The 23,154-nt window shown below is 34.3% G+C and carries 18 protein-coding genes and 3 pseudogenes; 7 read left to right on the top strand and 14 right to left on the bottom strand.

All coding sequences use genetic code 11. The annotated features are described in order from the left end of the window. Both murB and ON07_RS04700 read right to left on the bottom strand, forming a co-directional pair. Positions 1-897: pseudogene (murB, locus tag ON07_RS14555) on the bottom strand (UDP-N-acetylmuramate dehydrogenase); the annotation flags it as partial. Further along, positions 897-2,087: a pyridoxal phosphate-dependent aminotransferase gene (locus tag ON07_RS04700; RefSeq protein ID WP_010228617.1), complete on the bottom strand. Its 1,191-nt coding sequence runs from the start codon at positions 2,085-2,087 to the stop codon at positions 897-899. The gene ON07_RS04700 and the pseudogene murB, both read right to left, overlap by 1 nt. Before the next feature lie 277 nt (positions 2,088-2,364). On the opposite strand from ON07_RS04700, the gene ON07_RS04695 reads away from it, so the two are divergent. Together ON07_RS04695 and ON07_RS04690 are read left to right on the top strand one after the other, a co-directional pair. Beyond that, positions 2,365-3,534, top strand: coding sequence for a PDZ domain-containing protein (locus ON07_RS04695; RefSeq protein ID WP_010228616.1), 1,170 nt, complete (start codon positions 2,365-2,367; stop codon positions 3,532-3,534). 305 nt (positions 3,535-3,839) lie between these two features. Beyond that, a complete protein-coding gene (locus ON07_RS04690) occupies positions 3,840-5,174 on the top strand; it encodes an aspartyl protease family protein (protein ID WP_010228615.1) in 1,335 nt (444 codons plus the stop codon). Positions 5,175-5,240: 66 nt separating this feature from the next. Here the strand turns inward: ON07_RS04690 and ON07_RS04685 are convergent, their stop codons facing one another. Continuing rightward, the gene (locus ON07_RS04685) at positions 5,241-5,630 is read right to left on the bottom strand and encodes a DUF1573 domain-containing protein (RefSeq protein WP_010228614.1); all 390 of its coding nucleotides are present in this window, start codon (positions 5,628-5,630) and stop codon (positions 5,241-5,243) included. Between the two features lie 131 nt (positions 5,631-5,761). Here ON07_RS04685 and ON07_RS14550 point away from each other — a divergent pair. Continuing rightward, positions 5,762-8,391 (top strand): annotated as a pseudogene (locus ON07_RS14550) (valine--tRNA ligase). Positions 8,392-8,429: 38 nt separating this feature from the next. Here the strand turns inward: ON07_RS14550 and ON07_RS04675 are convergent. The 6 genes and pseudogenes from ON07_RS04675 to rsfS all read right to left on the bottom strand — a co-directional run bounded on the left by ON07_RS04675 (position 8,430) and on the right by rsfS (position 13,272). Beyond that, on the bottom strand, positions 8,430-8,696 hold the full coding sequence (locus tag ON07_RS04675; protein WP_029331498.1) for an acyl-CoA-binding protein: 267 nt from the start codon (positions 8,694-8,696) through the stop codon (positions 8,430-8,432). A gap of 11 nt (positions 8,697-8,707) precedes the next feature. Further along, a complete protein-coding gene (locus tag ON07_RS04670) occupies positions 8,708-9,361 on the bottom strand; it encodes a phosphatidylserine decarboxylase family protein (protein ID WP_010228610.1) in 654 nt (217 codons plus the stop codon). Next, positions 9,351-10,153 (bottom strand): annotated as a pseudogene (locus tag ON07_RS14545) (phosphatidate cytidylyltransferase). Before ON07_RS14545 ends, ON07_RS04670 begins: the two are co-directional and overlap by 11 nt. 3 nt (positions 10,154-10,156) lie before the next feature. Continuing rightward, positions 10,157-10,768, bottom strand: a complete 612-nt coding sequence (locus ON07_RS04660) for an LUD domain-containing protein (RefSeq protein WP_010228606.1) — start codon at positions 10,766-10,768, stop codon at positions 10,157-10,159. A gap of 98 nt (positions 10,769-10,866) precedes the next feature. Further along, the gene (ftsH, locus tag ON07_RS04655) at positions 10,867-12,864 is read right to left on the bottom strand and encodes an ATP-dependent zinc metalloprotease FtsH (protein WP_050915846.1); all 1,998 of its coding nucleotides are present in this window, start codon (positions 12,862-12,864) and stop codon (positions 10,867-10,869) included. A 36-nt stretch (positions 12,865-12,900) separates the two neighbouring features. Beyond that, complete coding sequence (gene rsfS, locus ON07_RS04650) at positions 12,901-13,272, bottom strand: ribosome silencing factor (protein ID WP_010228602.1); 372 nt, start codon at positions 13,270-13,272, stop codon at positions 12,901-12,903. 96 nt (positions 13,273-13,368) lie between these two features. Between rsfS and ON07_RS04645 the strand changes: the two genes are divergently transcribed. Continuing rightward, complete coding sequence (locus ON07_RS04645; protein WP_010228600.1) at positions 13,369-14,100, top strand: biotin--[acetyl-CoA-carboxylase] ligase; 732 nt, start codon at positions 13,369-13,371, stop codon at positions 14,098-14,100. Here the strand turns inward: ON07_RS04645 and ON07_RS04640 are convergent. Then, positions 14,097-14,486 (bottom strand): hypothetical protein, encoded by a 390-nt coding sequence (locus ON07_RS04640; RefSeq protein WP_010228597.1) that lies wholly within the window; start codon positions 14,484-14,486, stop codon positions 14,097-14,099. The genes ON07_RS04645 and ON07_RS04640 overlap by 4 nt on opposite strands. 1 nt (position 14,487) lies before the next feature. Then, positions 14,488-15,129, bottom strand: a complete 642-nt coding sequence (gene pyrE / locus ON07_RS04635) for an orotate phosphoribosyltransferase (protein WP_010228596.1) — start codon at positions 15,127-15,129, stop codon at positions 14,488-14,490. A 7-nt stretch (positions 15,130-15,136) separates the two neighbouring features. Between pyrE and ON07_RS04630 the strand changes: the two genes are divergently transcribed. Next, positions 15,137-15,760 (top strand): NUDIX hydrolase, encoded by a 624-nt coding sequence (locus tag ON07_RS04630; RefSeq protein WP_010228594.1) that lies wholly within the window; start codon positions 15,137-15,139, stop codon positions 15,758-15,760. Here ON07_RS04630 and ON07_RS04625 read toward each other — a convergent pair. Next, the gene (locus ON07_RS04625) at positions 15,728-17,479 is read right to left on the bottom strand and encodes a M14 family metallopeptidase (protein WP_010228592.1); all 1,752 of its coding nucleotides are present in this window, start codon (positions 17,477-17,479) and stop codon (positions 15,728-15,730) included. The two genes, ON07_RS04630 and ON07_RS04625, sit on opposite strands and share 33 nt — an antisense overlap. Positions 17,480-17,646: 167 nt before the next feature. On the opposite strand from ON07_RS04625, the gene ON07_RS04620 reads away from it, so the two are divergent. Continuing rightward, positions 17,647-18,930 carry a PQQ-dependent sugar dehydrogenase gene (locus ON07_RS04620; RefSeq protein WP_010228590.1) on the top strand — a complete coding sequence of 428 codons (1,284 nt, stop codon included), beginning with the start codon at positions 17,647-17,649 and terminating at the stop codon, positions 18,928-18,930. Between the two features lie 12 nt (positions 18,931-18,942). Further along, the gene (locus ON07_RS04615; protein ID WP_010228588.1) at positions 18,943-21,231 is read left to right on the top strand and encodes a TonB-dependent receptor; all 2,289 of its coding nucleotides are present in this window, start codon (positions 18,943-18,945) and stop codon (positions 21,229-21,231) included. A 242-nt stretch (positions 21,232-21,473) separates the two neighbouring features. Here ON07_RS04615 and ON07_RS04610 read toward each other — a convergent pair whose 3' ends face one another. Continuing rightward, the gene (locus ON07_RS04610; protein WP_010228587.1) at positions 21,474-22,187 is read right to left on the bottom strand and encodes an ABC transporter ATP-binding protein; all 714 of its coding nucleotides are present in this window, start codon (positions 22,185-22,187) and stop codon (positions 21,474-21,476) included. 54 nt (positions 22,188-22,241) lie between these two features. Beyond that, positions 22,242-23,015, bottom strand: a complete 774-nt coding sequence (locus ON07_RS04605) for an O-methyltransferase (RefSeq protein WP_010228585.1) — start codon at positions 23,013-23,015, stop codon at positions 22,242-22,244. Between the last annotated feature and the right edge of the window lie 139 nt (positions 23,016-23,154).

Raw genomic sequence — 23,154 nt, 5'->3', positions numbered from 1 at the left:
ACTAACGCCTGATTCTTGTGCACGCCAGCGTCTCCTTCCCGATAGCCTTTTAATCCGGCTTTGTCTATTAACCATCCCGCAGGTATTTTAATACTAGTTTTCCCAACAGGATAATTTGGTATTTCCGGAAATTGGTTTTTTAAAGCTTCAAATTCTCCAACAGTTATTACAGGATTTTTGAAAAAACTACCACTGTTCCCTAATTCCTTTGGATCTGGTAATTTTTGTTGTCTAATATTAATCACAGCATTAGATACATCACGAATGCTTGGAGAATCTACACCTAGTTCTTGTAATGCTTCATTAATTGCTCCATAGTTAGTAAGCAAATTATGATTGGTTTTTTTTAGTTTAAAAACCACACTGGTTAATATATACTTTCCCTTAGCTCTGTTTTTAAATATAGAATTCCTATAATCAAATTCACACTCACCTAAAGTGAAATTTACAACTTCCAATGTTTGAATATCAACAGCCTCACAGGATACAAAGTGATCCTTTAATTCTACACCATAAGCGCCGATGTTTTGGATAGGAGAGGTGCCTACATTTCCAGGGATAAGCGAGAGGTTTTCAAGCCCACCCCAATTTTGCTCAAGTGTATGCAAGACAAACTCATGCCAATTTTCTCCGGCATTCGCCTTTACAAAAACAAATTCTTCAGTTTCCCTAATAACTTCAATCCCTTTAATATCTATATGGACGACGGTAGCATCTATATTTTTAGTAAGTAGCATATTGCTGCCCCCTCCTAATATAAAGAGATCTTCAGCATAATTTTTTTTTAAGCACTGTGATTAGATCGTCTAAGCTCGTAATGGAAATTAGAGTTTTAGCCTTAACATCTATTCCAAAGGTATTATACGATTTTAAAGAAGCGTTTTGGGAAACCTTCATTAGTTGTTATAAACTGTTAATGCATCTTTTAAAATAACAATTGCTCTTTCTAAATTTTCTCTTTTAAGAACATAAGCAATCCTAACTTGATTCAATCCGGTATTTGGAGTAGAATAAAACCCAGCTGCAGGGGCAACCATAATGGTTTCGTTATCTAACTGATATTCTTCCAATAACCATTTTGCGAAATCATCTGCATTTTTAACAGGTAGTTCTGCAATACAGTAAAAAGCTCCTTTTGGAGTTGCTACCTTTACTCCATCGATAGATTCCAAGCCTGCTATAAGAATATTTCTTCTTAAAGTATACTCTTCTATAACCTCGTCAAAATAACTTTGTGGGGTGTCCAGAGCGGCTTCACTTGCAATTTGTTCAAAAGTTGGCGGACTTAATCTAGCCTGAGCAAATTTCATTGCAGTTGCTATAACTTCTTTGTTCTTGGATGCAATACATCCAATTCTAGCTCCACACATACTATATCTCTTTGAAACAGAATCAATCATAATAGCATGATTCTTCAGTTTTTCGATGCTCATTACGGAGTGATGTTTTGCCCCGTCGTAAGCAAATTCTCTGTAAACTTCGTCCGCTACCAAAAAGATATCATGTTTGATCGCCATATCGGCTAATTGATCTATTTCCTCCTTAGTATAGAGATATCCTGTGGGATTCCCCGGATTACATATTAAAATTGCTTTGGTATTTGGAGTGATTAATTTCTCGAAATCTGCAATAGGAGGCAGTGCGAAATTGGTTTCAATTTTAGACTCAACAGGAATAATTTTTATTCCTGAAGCTGTAGCAAAACCGTTATAATTGGCATAAAATGGTTCTGGAATAATTATTTCGTCTCCTGCATCGGCGATACTCCCCATGGCGAAAAGCAAGGCTTCAGAACCACCTGTGCTAATAATTATTTCTTCACCGCTTACAGGTATATCATGTTTCCTATAATAGTCTGCTAATTTGTTTCGGTATCCTTCAAAACCCGCAGAATGGCTATAGGAAAGTACTTCAATAGTATGGTTTCTAACGGCATCTAATGCTACCGAGGGAGTTTTAATGTCTGGCTGTCCAATATTTAGTTGATATATTTTTCGGCCTTTTTTAATGGCTGCTTCTGCGAAGGGAACTAATTTTCTAATTGGTGATTCCGGCATAGAATTACCTTTAACTGAAATTTTAGGCATAACAATTTTTTATTTTTCAATGCAAAAATGCGAAATATAATGCAGAATTCAATTTTTTTTAAGATTGTCATTTACGTCCATATTTTTTGTAGATTTAATTTAAATATGACTCAACCTATATATAAGCTTTTAGCTTGTCTTTTCTTTTTTTAATATTTCTTATGCACAAGGGGTTTTCGAAATTGATGATGGCAAAGATAAATTTGAACTTCCATTTCAATCGATCTATAATTTTGTAATAATTCCTATAGAATTAAATGGGGTTGAACTGTCTTTTTTGCTAGACACAGGTGTAGATTCATCTATAATATTCAGTTTAGAAAAAAAAGATTCTCTCAATATTCAAAATGCAACTGAAATTTTTATTCGTGGATGGGGAGACGGTAAGGTCTTTCCAGCAACTAAATCTACTGGTAATTCTGTTAGAATTGGGAATGCATCTCATTCTGATTTTACTATCCATATAGTTTATGGTCATCAAATAAACATTTCTAATAGATTAGGTCTACCAATTCATGGTATAATTGGATATGATTTTTTTAAAGATTTTGTTGTTGAATTTAATTATATCAAAAAAAAATTGATAGCGCATAATACAGATAGTTATGTTTTTGATAAGTGTAGACGTTGTGATGATTTGGATTTTATTCTATATAGGAATAAACCATATCTACAAGTATTAGTTAATGTAGATAAGGATAACACTTTTCTTATGGATTTTCTAATAGATAGCGGCTCCGGTGACGCTTTGTGGATTTTTGAAGATTCCGAATTGGGAATTGAAATTCCTAGTGATAACTTCAAAGATTTTCTAGGATTTGGAATGGGTGGCAGTGTGTATGGTAAAAGAGCTAGAATTAATAATTTGAAAATTGGAAAATTTCAATTGGATAGTGTGACCACAAGCTTTCCAAATAACTTATATATTAAAGGTGTTAAAACTTATGAACCTCGTAATGGAAGTTTGGGCTCACAAATATTAAAACGATTCCATTCAACCTTCGATTATAAGAATAAGCGGCTGAGATTAAAACGCAATAGAAATTTTAGCGATTCGTTTGAATATGATATGAGTGGAATTGTGCTTGCACATAAAGGGTACACTACTGTTCAAGATTTTGAAAATAATGGCTCAGAGGTATTTGACGAGGTGGAATATGAATACACAGATGCGGGAATGGTATTTTTCAAAAGTAACTCAAAAGTGAAATTTAAGTTAGAGCCTCAATATGAAGTAGTGGAAATAACACCTAATTCTCCTGCAGCCATTGCGGGTTTGAAAGTTGGGGATTTGGTTGAGACAATTAATAAAAAACCTACTTATAATTATGAGTTATTTGAAATAAATAAAATTTTTAGTTCCAGAGAGGGCAGAACTATTAAATTAAAAATTAAGAGAAATTTAGCCAATATAAATATTCAGTTTAAGTTGAAGAGAATGTTGTAACAACTCTATTTTATTGCGACTTTTTATAAGGAAAGTTGTGTATACTATCATTTTTACAAGGTAATGCTGTAGCAAATAACTTCACCCAAGATTTAAATAAATTAGTGAATTTCAGGCACTATCACATGAATCATTATTATGATTGAAACTATAATATTTAGGGCATTAATATAGTAGTACATTTTATTTTGAAATTTAGAGTTACCAATTCTAAGTTTCCTGATATAAAACCAGGAAATTAATGCAGAATCCATTTCTTTAGGATTGCCATTCATTAGCATATTTTTCGTAAATTAATTAAAAATATGTCTCACCCTATTTACATATTGTTATTTTTTCTTTGCTTTTTCAATATTTCTAAAGCTCAAGGAGTTTTTAAAATAGATGAAGGAAAAGATAAATTTGACCTTTCATTTCAATCTGTAAATGATCTCGTTGTTGTTCCAATAGAAATAAATGGTGTAGAACTTTCATTTTTATTAGATACGGGTGTAGATTCATCAATTATATTTAGTTTAGAAGAAAAAGACTCCCTTAATATTAAGAACGCTTCAGATATATTACTGAGAGGATGGGGAGAGGGAGAAGCCATAACGGCTATTAAATCTACCGGAAACAGTGTGCGTTTAGGTAATGCATCTCATTCCAATTTCACCGTTTATATCGTTTATGACCATCAAATTAGTCTATCCAATAGATTAGGCTTGCCTATTCATGGAATTATTGGGTATGATTTTTTTAAAGACTTTGTGGTGGAGTTTAATTACCCTAAAGAGCGTTTAGTTGCTTATAATTCAAATTCTTATAAGTATGACAAATGTAAACGTTGTGATGATTTTGATTTGGTGTTTTACAAAAACAAACCATTTATAAAGGTTTTGGTGAGTATAGAAAACAAAGAATCCATTCCGATGGACCTGTTAATTGATAGTGGATCTGGGGATGCCCTCTGGTTTTTTGAAAATCCTGATTTAGGAATAAATATTCCTAATGAAAATTTTGATGATTTTCTAGGGTTTGGGATGGGAGGTAGTGTGTATGGTAAAAGAGCCAGAATTAATAATTTGAAACTAGGAAAATTCAAATTAGATGGCGTAACTGCCAGTTTTCCGGATACTTTATATTTCGCAGGGGTAACAACATATAAGTCTAGAAACGGAAGCCTAGGATCTCAGGTTTTAAAAAGATTCACTTCTACATTCGATTACAAGAATAAAATATTGAGGTTAAAGCCTAATAAAAACTTTAGCGATCCCTTCGAATATGATATGAGCGGAATTGTGCTGGCGCATGAAGGATACACTGTAGTTAAGGATTTTGAAAATAATAGCTCTCCGGTATTTAGCGAAACAGAAGATGAATTTCAAGGGGTAGTTGTTTATAAGAGTTATTCTAAAGTAAAGTTTAAATTAGAACCACAATATGTAATTGCTGAAATAAGGCCGAATTCGCCTGCAGCACTTGCAGGTTTACAAATTGGAGATTTAGTTGAAACTATTAATAAAAAACCTGCCTACAATTATAATCTATCCCAAATAAATAAAATGTTTAGTTCTGAGGAGGGGAAAACTGTTAAGCTGAAGATCAAGAGAAATGGAGTGTCACTTAACATTCAATTTAAACTGAAGCGAGTATTATAAAAAAACTCCCGATTTCTCGAGAGTTGTATGATTTCAGTCAAATTTTCGGGAATTAAATCATAATTATTAAGACTTTTCGTCAGGATCTAGAACTCGTCCTTTAATTTTTACCGCTTTAGTTGGTTCGTCTGCATTAGAATAAATCGTAATTGTTCTTCTAATTGGACCCACGCGATTCGTATCATATTTCACCTGAATTTCTCCAGATTTCCCCGGTGCAATTGCTGCCTTGGTCCAAGTAGGTACTGTACAGCCACAACTTGAATATACATTTTCGATAATTAAGGGTTCGGAACCAACATTTCTAAATTGAAAAGTCTTAATTCCATCACTTCCTTTTTCTATATCTCCATAGTCTATAACTTCCGTCTTAAACTCAAACTTAGCAGTGCTTTGGGCATTTATAGTAGAAAAGCCGGTCACTAGCAGTATTAATATTGAAACGATTGTTTTCATAATATCTAATTTTCAATTAAGTAAAGGTAAGTTGTTTTCAATAAACCTAAAAACATATAAGCAAAACTACTTCTTTTATAATCTTCAACTTATAAGTACTTTTGCAGATATTTTCAAAAACTAGACCAACTATGTCAGCATCCCAAAAATATGATTCTCAAAAGGTAGAAGATAAATGGTACAACTACTGGATGGAGCAAGGTTATTTTCACTCTGAAGTAGATGAAAGAACTCCATATACCATTGTTATTCCTCCACCAAATGTTACGGGAGTACTTCATATGGGTCATATGCTGAACAATACAATTCAGGATGTTCTTATTAGAAGGGCCAGATTAAAGGGCTTTAATGCATGTTGGGTACCGGGAACAGATCATGCCTCTATAGCTACAGAGGCTAAAGTTGTTGCTAAGCTTAAGGAAGAGGGCATCAATAAAAATGATCTTTCTCGAGAGGAGTTTTTAGAACACGCTTGGGATTGGACGCATAAACATGGCGGAATTATTCTAGAGCAGCTTAAAAAGTTAGGAGCTTCGTGCGATTGGGAACGTACTAAGTTTACCATGGACGAGGATATGTCTGCTTCGGTTATAAAAGTATTTGTAGATCTATATGAAAAAGGCCTTATTTATAGAGGCTACAGAATGGTGAATTGGGATCCTGAAGCCAAAACAACCCTTTCAGATGAGGAAGTTATTTATCAGGAAAAACAAGGAAATCTTTACTATCTAACCTATAAAATTGAAAATAGCGAAGAGACTGTAACAATTGCTACAACGCGCCCGGAGACAATTTTAGGAGATACTGCTATTTGTATTAACCCAAATGATGATCGTTTTAGTCATCTTAAGGGGAAAAAAGCGATCGTGCCATTAGCTAATCGAGCGATTCCTATAATTGAGGATAATTATGTAGATGTGGAATTTGGTACAGGATGTTTAAAAGTAACTCCGGCTCATGATATTAATGATAAGGAAATAGGGGAGCGTCACAATCTAGAAGTGATAGATATTTTTAACGATGATGCAACTTTAAATGAATTTGGACTTCACTATCAAGGGAAAGATAGATTTGTTGCCAGAAAAGAGATCGTTAAGGAGTTGGAGAGTTTAGGTATTTTAATCAAGACTGAAACCCATATCAATAAAATAGGTACAAGTGAGCGTACCGGGGCAGTGATCGAACCAAAATTAAGCGATCAATGGTTCTTGAAAATGAAAGAATTGGCGCAGCGGCTTTGGATGCGGTGCTTAATAAAGATGTAAATCTTGTACCGGATAAGTTTGTGAATACATACAGACATTGGATGGAGAATGTACGTGATTGGAATATCTCGAGGCAATTATTATGGGGTCAACAAATTCCTGCTTATTATTACGGAAGCGGTAAAACTGATTTTGTAATTTCAGAAACTAAACAAGAAGCTTTAGAAAAAGCAAAAACTCAGACAAATAATCCAGATCTAACACTTCAAGATCTTAAGCAGGATTCAGATGCTTTGGATACTTGGTTCTCGTCCTGGTTATGGCCAATGAGCGTGTTCAACGGGATTTTGGAACCAAACAATCCGGAAATAAATTACTACTATCCAACTAACGATTTGGTAACAGCTCCGGAAATTTTATTCTTTTGGGTTGCCAGAATGATGATCGCTGGGCACGAATATAGAGGTGAAAAACCTTTTACCAATGTATATTTAACCGGGATAGTAAGAGATAAGCAAAGACGAAAAATGTCTAAATCGCTTGGGAATTCTCCAGATCCTATAAAACTTATCCATGAATATGGTGCAGATGGGGTTCGCGTTGGTATGCTACTTAGTTCCCCGGCTGGGAACGATTTGATGTTCGATATAGATCTTTGTAAGCAAGGTAGCGGATTCATTAATAAAATCTGGAATTCATTTAAATTGGTGAAAAGTTGGGAGGTAGATAATTCTATAGACCAGCCAAAATCTTGTGCCATTGCAATTGAGTGGTACAAAGCTAAATTTCAGCAGACGTTATTGGAGATTGAAGATCATTTTTCTAAATATAGAATGAGTGATGCATTAATGTCCACTTATAAATTAATTTGGGACGATTACTGTTCTTGGTTCTTGGAAATGGTAAAACCTAGTTTTGGAGAAGCTATAGATGAAAAAACCTATAAAGAGGTGATAGCTATTTTAGAAGATAATTTAAAAATATTGCATCCTTTTGTTCCATTTATTTCTGAAGAAATATGGCAACAATTGGGTGATCGCAGTAAGGAAGAGGCGTTAATAATATCCAAGTGGCCGGAAGCAGTGTCTATTGATTCTACAATTATTTCTGAATTTTCATTTGCTTCGGAAGTGATCTCGGGCATAAGAAATATCAGAAAATCAAAAAATATTTCTTTTAAAGATCAAATTTCTCTTCAGGTATTAAACAATGAAAACACGTCTAATACTTTTAATGACGTTATTATGAAGCTTGGGAATGTTTCTAAATTAGAGGCTGTAAATCACCAAGTGGAAGGTTCTCTTTCGTATAGAGTAAAATCGAATGAATATTTCATCCCAATTGAAGGTGCGATCGATGTAGAAGCTGAAAAAAATAAAATTGAAGAGGAATTAAAATATACCGAAGGATTTTTAAAATCTGTTCAAAAGAAACTATCCAATGAACGTTTTGTAGGTAATGCTCCGGAGGCAGTTGTTGCTGTGGAAAAAGCAAAGCAAGCGGATGCAGAGGCTAAAATTCAGATGTTGAGAGCTAGTTTGGCTGGATTGGAATAAGAAAATAAGTTTGAATAAAATTTACATTGGGCGAGTTGTTATATTTGCCCAATGTGCTTTTCTACCATTTCTATGTACTTCTGTTTGGCTTCAGATTGTGAAAGTTGCTCTACTTGTATAAGTGCATTGGCTTTGAAGCCACTTCTTAAGTCTTCTTCATCTTTAGCCTTGTAAAAGCCATTTAAGGTAGTTGCTCGCTTATAATATGCGTAAAAATGCAGCATAATGTCCGGTGGAAATTTCAAGTTGGTACTACTTGCCATTTCGTATGCCTTTATAAATTTTTGATCTGAAGAAACCATCATTTCAATTTTACTTAGTCTAGATTGGCAATTACGCTTACTCCACCTTTAACTTTATCATTCAATTTCACGTTGATTTTTGTACCAATAGGTAAAAAGACATCTACACGAGATCCAAATTTTATAAATCCACTATCGCTTCCTTGTACCACTTCTTGGCCTTCAACAGCATAGTTTACGATTCGTTTAGCTAAAGCTCCGGCAATTTGTCTATAAAGCACTTCTCCGGCTACATTATTCTCTACTACAACAGTAGTTCGCTCATTTTCTTCACTAGACTTTGGATGCCATGCAACTAAAAATTTTCCAGGATGGTATTTGCTAAATTTCACCAAACCACCGATTGGGTGTCTAGTTACGTGAACATTAATTGGGGACATAAAAATAGAAACTTGTAAGCGCTTATCCTTAAAGTATTCTTTTTCCATTACTTCCTCTATAACCACAACTTTTCCATCTACCGGAGATACTACAGTGGTATCACTTAATTGGGTAGGTCTTTTAGGATTTCTAAAGAATTGTATAATCAATAAAAAGAATAATATACTAATTACTAGGATAGAGAATTTTACCCAGTAGATATTTATATACAAATAGGACAATATATTTACCGCAATTAAAATAATTGCAGTAAGCGTCATGATTTTATAACCTTCTTTATGAAACATAGTTTATTATCAATAAATAAGCATAAACAAAAGGACTAGAAAATATAATACTATCTAGTCTGTCAAATAATCACCGTGGCCCGGCATTAGTTTTCCACTATCTTTTACTCCAGCTTGTCGTTTAAATTTCGATTGAATTAAATCTCCCAGTGTACCAAAAATACTCAATAAAATGGCTAATCCCAACCAAAATTCGACATTCAAATAACGGGTAAAGTAAAATAGGAAGTATCCGGCAACACAATTAAATACCATTCCTCCTAAAAATCCTTCTATGGTTTTGTTTGGAGATATTTTTTCATACAACTTAGTTTTACCAAAATTCTTTCCTACTAAATAGGCAAAAGTGTCATTTGTCCAAATCAGCACAAAAACTCCAACGATCAAATCAGGATTAAATGTGCCTGAATAAGTAGGTATTAATGTGAGAAATATGGTGGAGGATATTAAATAGAAAATTAAAATAATATACTTTTTCTTCTCAAAAACCGGAATTTTCCTAATAAATAAGAGATCCTTAACTAAAAATAAATTCACGAAAAGGGTGATAATTAAGAGAAGTACGGTTGCATTGGAATTAAATTTCAGATAACTGAAGAGAAAGAATAAAACAGCGTGTACTCCGTATAAAGCGTAGCTTTTTAACCTTAATAATTTTTCGAGTTCCAGTAAGCAAACAAAACCAATAAGAAAGAAAAGGCCAATAAAGATCAGCTCTGAAGATAGAATTGATGCTACTAAAATGGCTACGTATAGTAATCCAGATATTGCCCTAATAATAGTTTCCCTCATATTTTATAAATCTTCCAGAAGCAGCAAATATAGGTTTTTTGTGCTACTTCCATAACTCATAAAATTACCTTCCTTTTGGGTTTCGAAACTTTTTATTGTGGTGATGTTCGATGGGATTCTCTCCTTATTATTAAATTTAATACCTCTTAAGCCTTCACCAATATTATCAACTAACTGACTTGTAGAGGCTAAGATTATAAAATTTTGAGGCAGTTCATTAAATCTCTTCTCCTTAATTTGATTGGAAGAAATTAAAATAGAACCATCATTTGCAATTAAATATTCACAAGTAGAGAGAAAAAACGCGGAATCTCCGGAGGTATTGAATTCTAAATTGAATTTATCGAATTTAGTTTTTAGATTCGTATCGAAGCAACAAGTTGGTTTTTCGTACCAATCATTTTCTAATAGAATATTATCAAAGGCATCTATAACTTCATCTTCATTTTCACAATACAAAAATTTCCCACCATTATTTTTGAAGTTGAGCATGAATCGCTCATCGGTTGGAAGCTTAAGATCTGGCATGTATTTGCCACGGTCAGAGTTTTCTGGAACGTCCTGACCTTTGTCTGATTTAGATTTTGGATTTAAAAATTTTCTAAATAGACTCATATATGAGAATTCGGGGTTTTTTGGCACCTTTCAATCAAAGGTAAAAAATCTTAATTTAAACTAAGATAAATTAAGATTTTTTCCTAAGTATAATTTAATTATTTATTAACCGGGGATTCTTCCTCTATTTCACTGTCTTCGGAAGCAGAGTCCTTAGAATTCAATGTTTTTCCAATTAGAGGGACTTCCTCTTTTTCTGGAAAAGGTCTATTTCCAAATATTTTTTGAAGATCATCTTTAAAGATCACCTCTTTTTCAAGCAAAATATCTGCTAACTGAGACAACTTATCTTTATTATCCTCTAACAATTTAATTGCTCTTTGGTATTGAGCTTCAATTAAATTTGAAACTTCTTTGTCAATAAGTTCAGCAGTTTTCTCACTGTAAGGTTTAGTGAAGTTATATTCACTCTGTCCAGAGGAATCATAAAAAGTAAGGTTCCCTATCTTATCATTTAAGCCATAAATAGTAACCATTGCTCTGGCTTGCTTGGTAACTTTTTCCAAATCACTTAGGGCACCTGTAGAAATTCTATTAAAGATTACTTTTTCCGCAGCTCTACCACCTAAGGCAGCACACATCTCATCTAGCATTTGCTCTGGATGTACAATCAATCTCTCCTCTGGTAAGTACCATGCTGCACCTAAGGATTGACCTCTTGGTACAATAGTAACTTTTACCAATGGAGCTGCATGTTCCAGCATCCAACTCGCGGTGGCGTGTCCAGCTTCGTGATAAGCAATTGCTTTTTTCTCATCTGGAGTAATAATCTTGTTTTTCTTTTCAAGACCACCTACAATTCTATCTACTGCATCAAGAAAATCTTGTTTTCCTACTGCTTTATTTCCTTTTCTTGCAGCAATTAAAGCTGCTTCGTTACATACGTTTGCAATGTCTGCTCCAGAAAATCCTGGAGTTTGCTTAGCAAGAAACTCTATATCCAACTCGTCTGCTACTTTTTTAATAGGACGAAGGTGAACTTCAAATATTTCTTTACGTTCTCTTACATCTGGTAAATCTACATAGATCTGACGGTCAAAACGACCTGCTCTCATTAATGCCTTATCCAAAACATCTGCACGGTTAGTGGCTGCGATAACTATTACGTTTGTATTAGTTCCAAAACCATCCATTTCAGTTAATAACTGATTTAAAGTGTTCTCACGTTCATCGTTAGATCCAGACATGTTACTCTTTCCTCTAGCTCTACCAATCGCATCAATTTCATCTATAAAAATTATTGAAGGTGACTTTTCCTTTGCTTGCTTAAATAGGTCACGTACTCTGGAAGCACCTACACCTACAAACATTTCCACGAAATCTGATCCGGATAATGAGAAAAATGGCACTTTTGCTTCTCCTGCCACAGCCTTCGCTAATAAAGTCTTTCCTGTTCCCGGAGGACCTACTAATAAGGCACCTTTTGGAATTTTACCACCTAAAGAGGTGTATTTTTCCGGAGTCTTTAAAAAATCTACTATTTCCTGAACTTCTTCCTTAGCGCCTTCTAATCCTGCAACATCTTTAAATGAAGTCTTAACATCTGTGTTCTGATCGAATAATTTTGCTTTGGATTTTCCAATATTAAAGATTTGTCCCCCAGGACCACCTCCACCACCAGAGCTCATTTTACGCATTATAAAGATCCAGATACCTATAATTAACACAAATGGTAAGAGCGTTAAAATGATTTCACCAAGCACATTAGACTCGGTATTGTAAGTGACAAAAGTATCTAAGTTATATTCAGATTTTATTTCTTGAATCTTGTTTTCGAAATTCTGAAGATCTCCGAATTCAAAACTATAATCTGGGGAATCGCCGGTAGCAAATAATTCGCCATCACCGGTTTTTTTATGGATATCCTTAGCCTTAGCTTCTTCAGTTAAATAAACCTTTGCCTGATTTCTATTTACAATTACTACTTTATTGACGTCACCATTCTTCAAGTAGCTTTCAAATTCTGCAGGATTTGTTTTTGCTGGTTCATTGAACCCTGATCCACCAAAAAAATTGATACCTATAAAAATTATAATAATAGCCCCGTAAATCCAATAAGCACTGAATTTAGGTTTCTTAGGTTCTATTTTTTTTATTTGGTTGTTTCTTCGACATTCTTTTTCAATTAGTTTTTAATACTTTGTTTCGATTGAAGTCACTTTGGCATCTCCCCATAAGCTCTCTATATCGTAATATTCTCTAATATGCTTCTGGAATACATGAACTACTACATTCACATAATCCATTAAAATCCACTCGGCATTATCACTACCTTCTATATGCCAAGGTTTATCTTTTAAAGACTTACTTACGGTTTTTTGTACGGAGCTTACAATGGCATTTACCTGTGTATTCGAAGTACCATTACAGATAACGAAATAATCACAAACAGTGTTTTCAATTTCCCTTAAGTCAAGAATATCAATATCATTTCCTTTAACTTCTTCTATTCCTTTTATAATATGAGCAATAAGTTGATCGTTGTTCGTTTCTTTATTTGCCATTAAATTTATTTCTTTACGCAAAGTTATTACTTTTTAGTCTTTTTAGTGCGCTGTTACTACAAACATTTAACACCATTCCTAACTACATTTCTATATATGCATAATATCAAAGTTAATGCCACCGAGTCTACTAATTCTTTGGCTAGAGAATGGTTTAATACTAATAAAAATGTTTACCCAATTTGTATTACAGCTCACCACCAAACTTCCGGGAGAGGGCAACGTGGAGCAACATGGGTTTCTAATGCAGGAGAAAACCTCACATTTAGCGTTATTTACCCAAAACCGGGTGTAGAAATTGGCAATCAATTTCTTATTAGTGCTGCCGTAGGGTTGCAGATAATAAAGGCACTAAAGCACTTAAAAATTAACAATTTAAAATTAAAATGGCCTAACGACATTATGGCAGATGGTTATAAAATTGGTGGCGTACTTATAGAAAACATTTTACAAAACAACATTATAAGCGCAAGTATAATTGGTGTAGGACTTAATATTAATCAAGTGCAGTTCCAAAATCTGCCTAAAGCAACTTCCTTAAAAAATCTTACAGGAACTATTTATTCTACGGAAGAGGTTTTGTCTCTAGTTCTAGAGCAGTTTGAAAACATGATGGTGTCCAATGATTCCTCATTTTTTAAAAATATTCTGAAGGAGTATGAAGAAAATTTATTCCGAAGAAAAAAAGCCTCCACTTTTCAATTAAAAGATGGAAGCTTGATTATTGGGATTATCTTAGGAGTAACTCCATCCGGTCTTCTTAAATTAAAAGTTGAAGACGAGGAAGTAAGAACTTTCGATCTTAAAGAGTTAAAATTGCTCTTTTAAAGAGTCGACATGTTTTCGCTAAGTGTAGTGATAAATTTCTTTAAAGGACTCTTAACCATCATTGCCATCATTGCATTAAATTTTCCGTCGAACATTAATTGTGCATCACTTTGCGCTCCATTCGGCTCGATAATAATACTCAATGAAAAATTGAATTTATCGGAGGTAGAACCTAAAACAACTAATTCTGGTTCTACAGTTTCTTTTATAGCTAATTCTATTTCTGGCATTCCTTTTAAACCAAAAAGAAAGGTATTTGGTTTAGTAACTTCAAATTTCTCTATACTGTCCGGCATCAATTGTTTGTAATTTTCAACTTCAGTTAAAAAATTATATAATTCTTGCTGACTTTTTTGCGTAGTAACCTTTGGACTTTCTAAATTCATATTATTGGTTCCATTTACTGGGATCTTGTCTCCAGGTTTTTAATGTTTCTGCCTCATCGGCATTAATGTAATTCGTTCTTAAAGCGGTTTCAATTAAATGCTCATAATTTCCTAAAGTATGCAAATCTACATTGGCTACTTTGAAATTTTCTTCAGCAATATCAAAACCATAGGTAAAGATTGCAAGCAAGCCTTTAATATTTATTTTAGCTTCTTTCAATGCTTTTACCGCATTAATACTGCTCCCACCTGTGCTAATTAGGTCTTCTATAACAACCACATTTTGGCCGCTATCAAGATGACCTTCTATCTGATTTTTTCTTCCGTGCCCTTTAGCTTCTGGCCTTACATATACAAATGGAAGGTTCATATAATCTGCTACCAACATTCCAATGCCTATGGCTCCCGTAGCAACTCCGGCTATCGCATCCGGCTTTCCATAGAGTTCTTCAATTTGCTTGGCAAATTGCTCCCTTATGTAATTTCTAATAGGAGGGTAGGAGAGTATTATTCTATTATCGCAATATATTGGCGACTTCCATCCGCTTGCCCATGTAAAGGGTTGTTGTGGTTCTAATTTAATTGCTTTAATTTGTAAAAGCAATTCAGCTGTTTTGATAGCTGTTTCTTTATTTAAAATCATACTGCAAATGTATAAAGTTTTTGTAAATGATATCCCTATTATTCTTTCAACTAAAAAAGAAATAGGTGAAAATTACAGTGCGTTTCCTATTAAAACGGTTAAGCTTAAGCATATTATCCAGAAAATAAGTGATGGGGAATTATTATATGTAAATCTTTATCATAAAAATGAAGAAAAGCTTTTTAAGCATCTTCTCAAAAAACTTCCCGTGGTTACAGCTGCTGGAGGCATGGTTTTTAATGATAATGATGAGATCTTATTTATCTACCGCAATAAACGTTGGGACTTACCAAAAGGAAAAATCGAAAAATCTGAGAGTTTAGAAGAATCTGCTATTAGAGAAGTGATGGAAGAAACGGGAGTCCAGGATCTTGAAATTGTTAGATTCTTAAGAAAAACCTACCATATTTTTAAGCGTAAGGATAAGTACAGGTTAAAGGTGACGCATTGGTATGAGATGAAAACTTCCTATACAGGCGAGCTGGTTCCAGAACATTCCGAAGGCATTAAAAAGGCAAAATGGAAAAATTTTTCTAAATCTCAGAAAGCACTTACCAAATCTTACGCGAATATTAAATTATTGTTTTCAAAAGAATATTTAACGACTCACCCTAAAGACAGGGTATTGTAAATAGGCCTTTTCTAAATGCCCGGATTTTTTATAAAGCCAGTTTAATTGGGCAAACGAGCTTTTTGAAAATTCCATGTTGGACTTCTTCTTTTCCTGAAATTCTTTATTTAATGCAGGGCTTTTATCTAAGATTTCTTTCGCAAGATCTTCAAAAACATAGGACGAAAATCCTTCTTTTTGCTGAAGCACTGTGTCGAAGAAATTCCAGTTAAAAAAGGAATCCGGCGTTGTAGGTTCCAAGGTTTCCAATAAATAACGAACCGAAGGTTGAAAGCTTTTAATATAGAAATCTCCTTTTCTAAATTTAATACTATCTTTTGATGAAGTTACTGTAGTCTCGTAGTGAGGGTAATGCCCTTCGTAAGGATTTGCATATGTTTTATAGTCTTCAATTTTATAGATTTCCACTAACATGGTAGTGTCTCTTTTAATTGCGGACATTTCCACATTATTTGTCTTTAAAATATCTATTACATTCCACCAGCCTTGAGGAATGATGTATGCCCGTGGAATTTCAATTTGATCTTGAGAAACGAAATTGTTGTAATAATCTATTTCCTTTTTAAATGGTTTTTTTCTATCGTATTTTAATCTTGAACTTCCGGTAACTTCACTTGTAACTTCTTCTCCTTCGTATCCTTTAAATTGAAGCTTGGTAATATTAGTGCTATCAACTTTAAAATTTACAGGATAAAAGCGTTCTGTAAGATACTTTCGCTGTGCTCTGGCCCTTAAATCTTTAATTTTTTCTCGATCTCTTTCAGCAATATCTATAACAGATCTTAATGTTCTATAGGTTCCCATAACCCTTTTTTTGTAAGGTTTTAGCATATGGGTTTCAATCATAAGGCCTAGAGTATTCCATAATGCCGTGTAGCCGGTTGAATACCTTGGAGTATCCATAAACTGAGTAAATCCTTTGTCCGGAACATCGTTATGAACATTCACATAGGGCGTAATATCCCATTCGTTTTCCCATAAAGAGGCCAGCAAGGATGGTATCATCTTATTATTAAGATAATCTCCTAATTCTCCACCAAGTTTATCATGCTGAGTAAAAAGATGGGTAAGGGTGTATTGGTAATCTGCACCATTGCTTACGTGGGTATCTACAAAAATATCAGGTTTCACTTTATGGAAAATTTCAGAAAAACTTCTTGTATTCTTGGTGTCAGCTTTTATAAAATCGCGATTAAGATCGTAATTACGAGCATTTCCTCTAAATCCATATTCTTCAGGTCCATTTTGGTTAGCTCTAGTTGTAGAATTTCTAATAAGTGCGCCTCCAATATTATAAACCGGAATAGTAGCTATTATGGTATTTTTTGGAATTGGTATAGAGTCTTGAGCTAAGTCGCGAAAAAGCATCATGGTAGCATCTATCCCATCGCTTTCCCCGGGATGAATACCATTGTTAATTAAAATGATGGTGTATTTTTCTCTTATTTCATCTAGATTAAAATTTTCAGTAGGACTAAAAATAGCCAAATGCAAAGGTTCTCCACTGTCGGTTTTTCCAAATTCTGTCAGCTGAATAGAAGTGAAAGCCCCATCTAGTTCCTCGTAATATTTTATGACTTCAGGATACGTAGGGGTTTCTGTTCCTCCAGATTTTTCGAAAACTGTTTCAAAATCATACTCTTTAATGAGCTTATACTTAGATAGATCGCACGAAATAAAAACACAAGCTACTAGGGAGGCTATAAAAATTTTCTTCATAAGAAATAATCCATTTTACGCTATAAACTTAGTTAAAACTGCAATGGCAGCCAAAACTATTATAGACATGCACTTTTTTGTGAAAGTAGTTAAAGTAAAGCCAATGCACACTTAATATTTTAATCCATTTAAATTATATCCTATTTTTAAATTTTAATAGAGAAATTATGAAAAATATTACGTTTGGATTACTGCTTGCTGGCGCTACTTTAACCTCCTGCGCGCAAATGAAAGAAGTAAAGGAATTTAATGAACAGGAAAAACAGGAGTTATCACAACGTTCGCCTAATATAGTTGAAACTACTGTTGGTACATTAGAAATCCCTGCACCATTTCACTCCAAATCAATACAAAAAGTAAGTAAAGTGATTGGATGGAAAGATGGCGAAATGCCAAAAGCACCTGAAGGATTTAAAGTAGAAGTTTATGCTGATGGATTTGAACATCCCCGTTGGACTTATGTAGCTCCTAATAATGATGTTTTTGTAGTGGAATCTAATACTAGAAATAGTGCTAACAGAGTTGCTATTTTAAGAGACCAAGATGGAGATGGGGTTTTTGAACACCGCGGTTCTTTTAAAGAAGGATTAAATCAGCCATTCGGGATGTTAGTTTTAGGAAACTATTTCTATATAGCTAATACAGATGGTTTATATAGATATGCTTATTCTGAAGGGGATACAGAATTGAAAAGTGATGGTGAGAAAATCGTAGAACTTCCTGCTGGAGGTTATAACAACCACTGGACACGTAATTTAATTGCAAATGCAGATGGTAGCAAGATCTATATTTCTGTAGGTTCTGCTAGTAATGTTGGAGAATACGGAATGGAAAAAGAAGTTCGCAGAGCCGCAATTTTAGAAGTTAATCCGGATGGCTCCGGAGAGCAAATTTATGCCAGCGGAATAAGAAATCCGGTTGGAATGGACTGGAATCCAATTACCGGAGAGCTTTGGACAGCCGTTAATGAACGAGATAAATTGGGTAATAATCTGGTGCCGGATTATATTACAAGCGTGAAAAAAGGAGGATGGTACGGTTGGCCTTATTCTTATTACGGACAGATTAAAGATCCTCGTTGGGAAGACAATCCACATAACTCGCTTGTTGAAAAAGCAATTATGCCTGATGTGCCGGTAGGTCCACATACTGCATCTTTAGGATTAACATTTTATACACATGATGCCTTTCCTGAAAAATATAAAAATGGAGCATTTGTTGGCCAGCACGGTTCTTGGAACCGCGATCCGCTGTCTGGATATAAAGTGGTTTTTGTACCATTCGTAGATGGAGTGCCGCAAAGCCCGGAAGATTTTTTAACTGGTTTTATAGCAAACGAAGAAACTGGAGAAGTTCATGGAAGACCTGTTGGAGTAACTACACTACCAGACGGATCTTTATTAGTGAATGATGATGACTCTAATGTAATCTGGAAAATTTCTGCGGAATAAATTAAACTACTATTGAAGAAATATATAATTGTTGCTTTCTTGATATTGTTTTGTGATGAAATTTCTGCACAAATAGTTCAAGGAAAGGTACTAGACGATGCAACTTCAGAACCTATTGAAAACTCAAAAGTTTTAATAGTAGGTTCTGAAGTTGTTGTTTTTACAGATGAAAATGGAGCATTCCAGCTAACAATTCCAGATTATCCAGTCGCACTCGATATTTCTGCACTGGGATATAAATCAATAAGGTATGCAGTGGTTCCAAATGGAGATCATATAATTCGATTAAAGCCTGCTTCCGAAAAGCTTTCTGAGGTAATTATTAATGGAACGCTTATTTCAAAAAGTCTACAAAAATCTCCAGCTTCTATTAGCGTGCTAAATTCTGGAGATCTTCAGAAAAAAGATGTTTCCAATTTCGCACAAGTCTTCAACTCGGTTCCTGGAGTTTATGTAAATCAAGGAGCTCTAAATACCACTAAATTAAATATTCGCGGAATTGGAGCGCGATCTCAATTCAGCACAAATAGAATTCAGGCTTATTTTAACGGGATTCCCTTAACCACGGGAGAAGGGGAGCTAACGATCGATGATTTTGATGCTGAAGCTATTTCGAAGATTGAAATTATTAAAGGGCCCACCTCAAGTGTTTATGGAGCAGGTCTTGGAGGAGTGATAAATATGTATGCGGGAAATGCTGAAGTAGATAAAACCCAAGTTGAATTATCATCGCAGGTAGGAAGTTTTGATACTTATAAAAATACGATTGCTGCATCTCATGGATCTAAAAACACTTCTTTGTTTGCCACTTTTAGTGATTTAGAAAGCGATGGATATAGAAATAACGGTTCATATAAAAGGCAATCAGGATTAATAAATGCAGCTATATTTACTGAAGATGGAAACAAACTTTCCTTTTTAGCGAATTTCACTAAACTTAAGGCATTTATCCCAAGTTCATTAAATGAAGAGGATTATTTAAATAACCCTGAAAAAGCCGCTTTTACTTGGGGAAGTTCAAAGGGCTTCGAATCTTATGAAAGAGGACTCTTAGGGGTTTCTTATATGCATCATTTTTCGAGCAAGTTTACTAATCTAACGAGCGTCTTCGTGAATTTTCGAGATGCCTACGAGCCGAGACCTTTTAATATTCTAGATGAAGAGCGGGTGGCTACAGGAACGAGAACCAAGTTTAACTTAAAACTACCAATTTTTAAATTCGAATCCGAGCTGAGTTTTGGTGGTGAATATTTTAGGGAGTGGTATGCAATGCAAACTTTCGAAAATCTGTATCGCGATTTTGAAGATCGTGGAAGCGTTTTAGGAACTAGCCTAAGCAATAATGAACAAGATAGAAACTATGCTAATTTTTTTGGGCAGCTTAATTTAGAGCTTTCTAAAAAATTAAATTTAGAAACGGGTTTCAATCTAAATACTACCAACTATAGTTTAAGAGGCTTGTTTGTTGAAGATGAAATAGATCAATCTGGCGACTATAAATTTGAAACAATTTTCTCTCCCAGAATAGGTTTGTCTTATGAGGTAGAAAATGGGAAGAATATTTATGCGTCTATCAGTCATGGGTTTTCCACACCCACTGTAGAAGAAACTCTGACCCCGGAAGGACAAATTAATACCGATTTAAAAACTGAATCGGGAATAAATTATGAAGTCGGTTTTAAAGGAAATTGGCTGAATAATAAGCTATATACCGAAGTTACTTTGTATTCGATTCAGATCAAAAATTTATTGGTAGCTCAAAGAATTTCTGAAGATCAGTTTGTGGGCATCAATGCCGGGAAGACTAATCATAATGGAATCGAAACTACTATTAAATATAGTTTTGATATATCTCCAAGGTTCACAATGCAACCCTATTTTAATGGATCTTTTAACTATTTCGAGTTTGAGGAATTTATAAATAGAGAACAAGATTTTAGCGGAAATAAATTACCTGGAGTGCCAAAAAGCACGATTAATACCGGTTTTGAATTGAATTATGGAAATAATATTTCGCTTTATACCAATTTCTTAGCTGTTGGAGAAATTCAGTTAAATGATGCAAATACCCTAAGCACAGAAAATTATCAGGTGTTGGATATTAAAATGAGATACGATTTTAAAATATTCAGTTTTTTCGATGCAAATATTTCAGCAGGAATCAATAATATTTTGGATGAAAAATATGCATCCAGTGTCCTGCCAAACGCGGTAGGATTTGGAGGTTCAGCGCCTCGATATTATTATCCCGGAAATCCAAGAAATTATTTTGTGGGCGTTGGATTAAATTATGTGTTCTAATTTGATAATCTGTCATTCCGACGGCAGGAGGAATCTCATTATGGAATGTTTTATTTCGAGAAGATCCTTCGACATGCTCAGGATGACATTTGACATTCTTGTCACTTCGTCCCGATAGCTATCAAGCGGAGACGAGAAGTTTTTAATTTAGAATACAAACCCTAGGAGATTTTCCACTACACTGTGCTATGTTCAAAATAACACTTTTCGTCTTTGTCATCTCGAGCTATAAGAAAGAAAATTTATAACTCTTTATCAGCTGATACTACTTCTTCTTTCCTAACATCACTTTCTACGATCCCATCTCTAAGTCTGATAATTCTATTGGCATGCATGGCCACATCCTCTTCGTGAGTTACCAAAATCACTGTATTTCCAGCTGCATGAATTTCATCAAATAATGTCATAATCTCTAAGGAAGTAATAGAATCTAGGTTTCCGGTTGGTTCATCGGCAAGAATAATAGATGGTTTGTTAACCAAGGCTCTTCCCACAGCAACACGTTGACGTTGCCCTCCGGAAAGTTGATTAGGTTTATGATCCATTCTATCTGCAAGCCCAACATTTTTTAATACTTCTTCAGCTCTAGTGATGCGTTCGGCTTTCGAAAAACCAGCATACACCATTGGGAGTGCAACATTATCTAAGGCTGTAGTACGTGGTAATAAATTAAAAGTTTGAAATACAAATCCGATTTCTTTATTGCGAATTTCTGCAAGTTCATCGTCACTCATTTTACTAACATCGTTCCCGTTAAGAATGTATTGACCTGAAGTTGGCGTATCTAAACAACCTAAAAGATTCATTAAAGTAGATTTTCCAGAACCAGAAGGCCCCATAAATGCTACATATTCACCTCTCTCTATATCTAAATCTATTCCTTTTAAAACCTTGATAATTTCTTGCCCTAATGGGAAGTCTCGAGTAATGCTGCGTATCTCTATAACGTTGCTCATAGTATGATTCCAATAAATTTATTGCTTCAATAGGACGTAAAGTTCTGCTTTTTGTTACAAACGAATTGTAAAATGCTCTTTTTCTTGTTCTTTTCTAAAAAAAACAATTCCCCAGAAAAAACTATCTATGCTAACTCGCACTTGCGGATGGGCCTTAATCTCTTCCCAAGCCTCCTCCATTTCTTTGGACCAGTGAATATCATCAAAAATAAAGACTGAATTATTATGCGCAAGCGGAAGAAGTTGATTAAAATATTTTAAAGTTGGGGTTTTCTGATGATTACCATCAAAATAGATAAGATCCATCTTATCATGATTTTTTGTAATACCCTCCAATAAATCATCAAATTCTCCAACATTAACCTTGATATTTTTTAATTTGAATTTATTGAAATATTTCTGGGCAATTCCTGCAGTTTCAGGACACCCCTCCAGAGTAATTAGTTGAATAGAGTTATCCTGAGAAATAGCAGCAGAAGCAATCCCGACTGAAGTTCCTAATTCCAGTCCATTATTAAACTGAAAATAAGAAACCAATTTATTTAATAGAATTGCTCTATGTTGTGAAATCCCCGCATTTTTAGCAATATCCGAGACTTTGCGATTAGTGGATTTAAACACCCTACTTCCGGCTCCAAAATCGGTTACCTTAATAATTTGAGAGTCGTTTAGGATAGCCTTGATATAAGACTTTAATTTAGCGTGAGCTGGTCTTTCCTTTTTTATATAAAGGCATTTGGTAAGTAGATTATACACAAAAGGCGAATGCACCCCATGCTGATTGGTAGATTTAAATAAAAATTTTATATAGGCTACTATTAGATGCAATTGTAATAAAAGTTAACTGTTGAAATCACCTCTCTCCCGAAGGCTTTCGGGACGCTCGAGGCGAAAGTTTATTGTAGGTAATTTAAAAATGAGAAAATCTCTTAGACCATAAACCCATTTCCTGAAACCTGAAACCTGA

The organism is Gillisia marina (genome assembly GCF_000258765.1).
In the GTDB taxonomy this organism is placed as follows: domain Bacteria; phylum Bacteroidota; class Bacteroidia; order Flavobacteriales; family Flavobacteriaceae; genus Gillisia; species Gillisia marina.
The sequence above is the reverse complement of the archived record's forward strand: the minus strand, read 5'-3'. Positions and strand labels throughout refer to the sequence as shown.

Excerpts from the sequence above, each read along its gene's own strand:
- rsfS (WP_010228602.1), bottom strand. The coding sequence starts at position 13,272 with ATGGCAAATAAAGAAACGAACAACGATCAACTTATTGCTCATATTATA.
- ON07_RS04685 (WP_010228614.1), bottom strand. The coding sequence starts at position 5,630 with ATGAAAACAATCGTTTCAATATTAATACTGCTAGTGACCGGCTTTTCT.
- ON07_RS04610 (WP_010228587.1), bottom strand. The coding sequence starts at position 22,187 with ATGAGCAACGTTATAGAGATACGCAGCATTACTCGAGACTTCCCATTA.
- ON07_RS04640 (WP_010228597.1), bottom strand. The coding sequence starts at position 14,486 with ATGAATTTAGAAAGTCCAAAGGTTACTACGCAAAAAAGTCAGCAAGAA.
- ON07_RS04645 (WP_010228600.1), top strand. The coding sequence starts at position 13,369 with ATGCATAATATCAAAGTTAATGCCACCGAGTCTACTAATTCTTTGGCT.
- ON07_RS04660 (WP_010228606.1), bottom strand. The coding sequence starts at position 10,768 with ATGAGTCTATTTAGAAAATTTTTAAATCCAAAATCTAAATCAGACAAA.
- ON07_RS04630 (WP_010228594.1), top strand. The coding sequence starts at position 15,137 with ATGTATAAAGTTTTTGTAAATGATATCCCTATTATTCTTTCAACTAAA.
- ON07_RS04625 (WP_010228592.1), bottom strand. The coding sequence starts at position 17,479 with ATGAAGAAAATTTTTATAGCCTCCCTAGTAGCTTGTGTTTTTATTTCG.
- ON07_RS04670 (WP_010228610.1), bottom strand. The coding sequence starts at position 9,361 with ATGTTTCATAAAGAAGGTTATAAAATCATGACGCTTACTGCAATTATT.
- pyrE (WP_010228596.1), bottom strand. The coding sequence starts at position 15,129 with ATGATTTTAAATAAAGAAACAGCTATCAAAACAGCTGAATTGCTTTTA.
- ON07_RS04620 (WP_010228590.1), top strand. The coding sequence starts at position 17,647 with ATGAAAAATATTACGTTTGGATTACTGCTTGCTGGCGCTACTTTAACC.
- ON07_RS04675 (WP_029331498.1), bottom strand. The coding sequence starts at position 8,696 with ATGATGGTTTCTTCAGATCAAAAATTTATAAAGGCATACGAAATGGCA.
- ON07_RS04700 (WP_010228617.1), bottom strand. The coding sequence starts at position 2,087 with ATGCCTAAAATTTCAGTTAAAGGTAATTCTATGCCGGAATCACCAATT.
- ON07_RS04690 (WP_010228615.1), top strand. The coding sequence starts at position 3,840 with ATGTCTCACCCTATTTACATATTGTTATTTTTTCTTTGCTTTTTCAAT.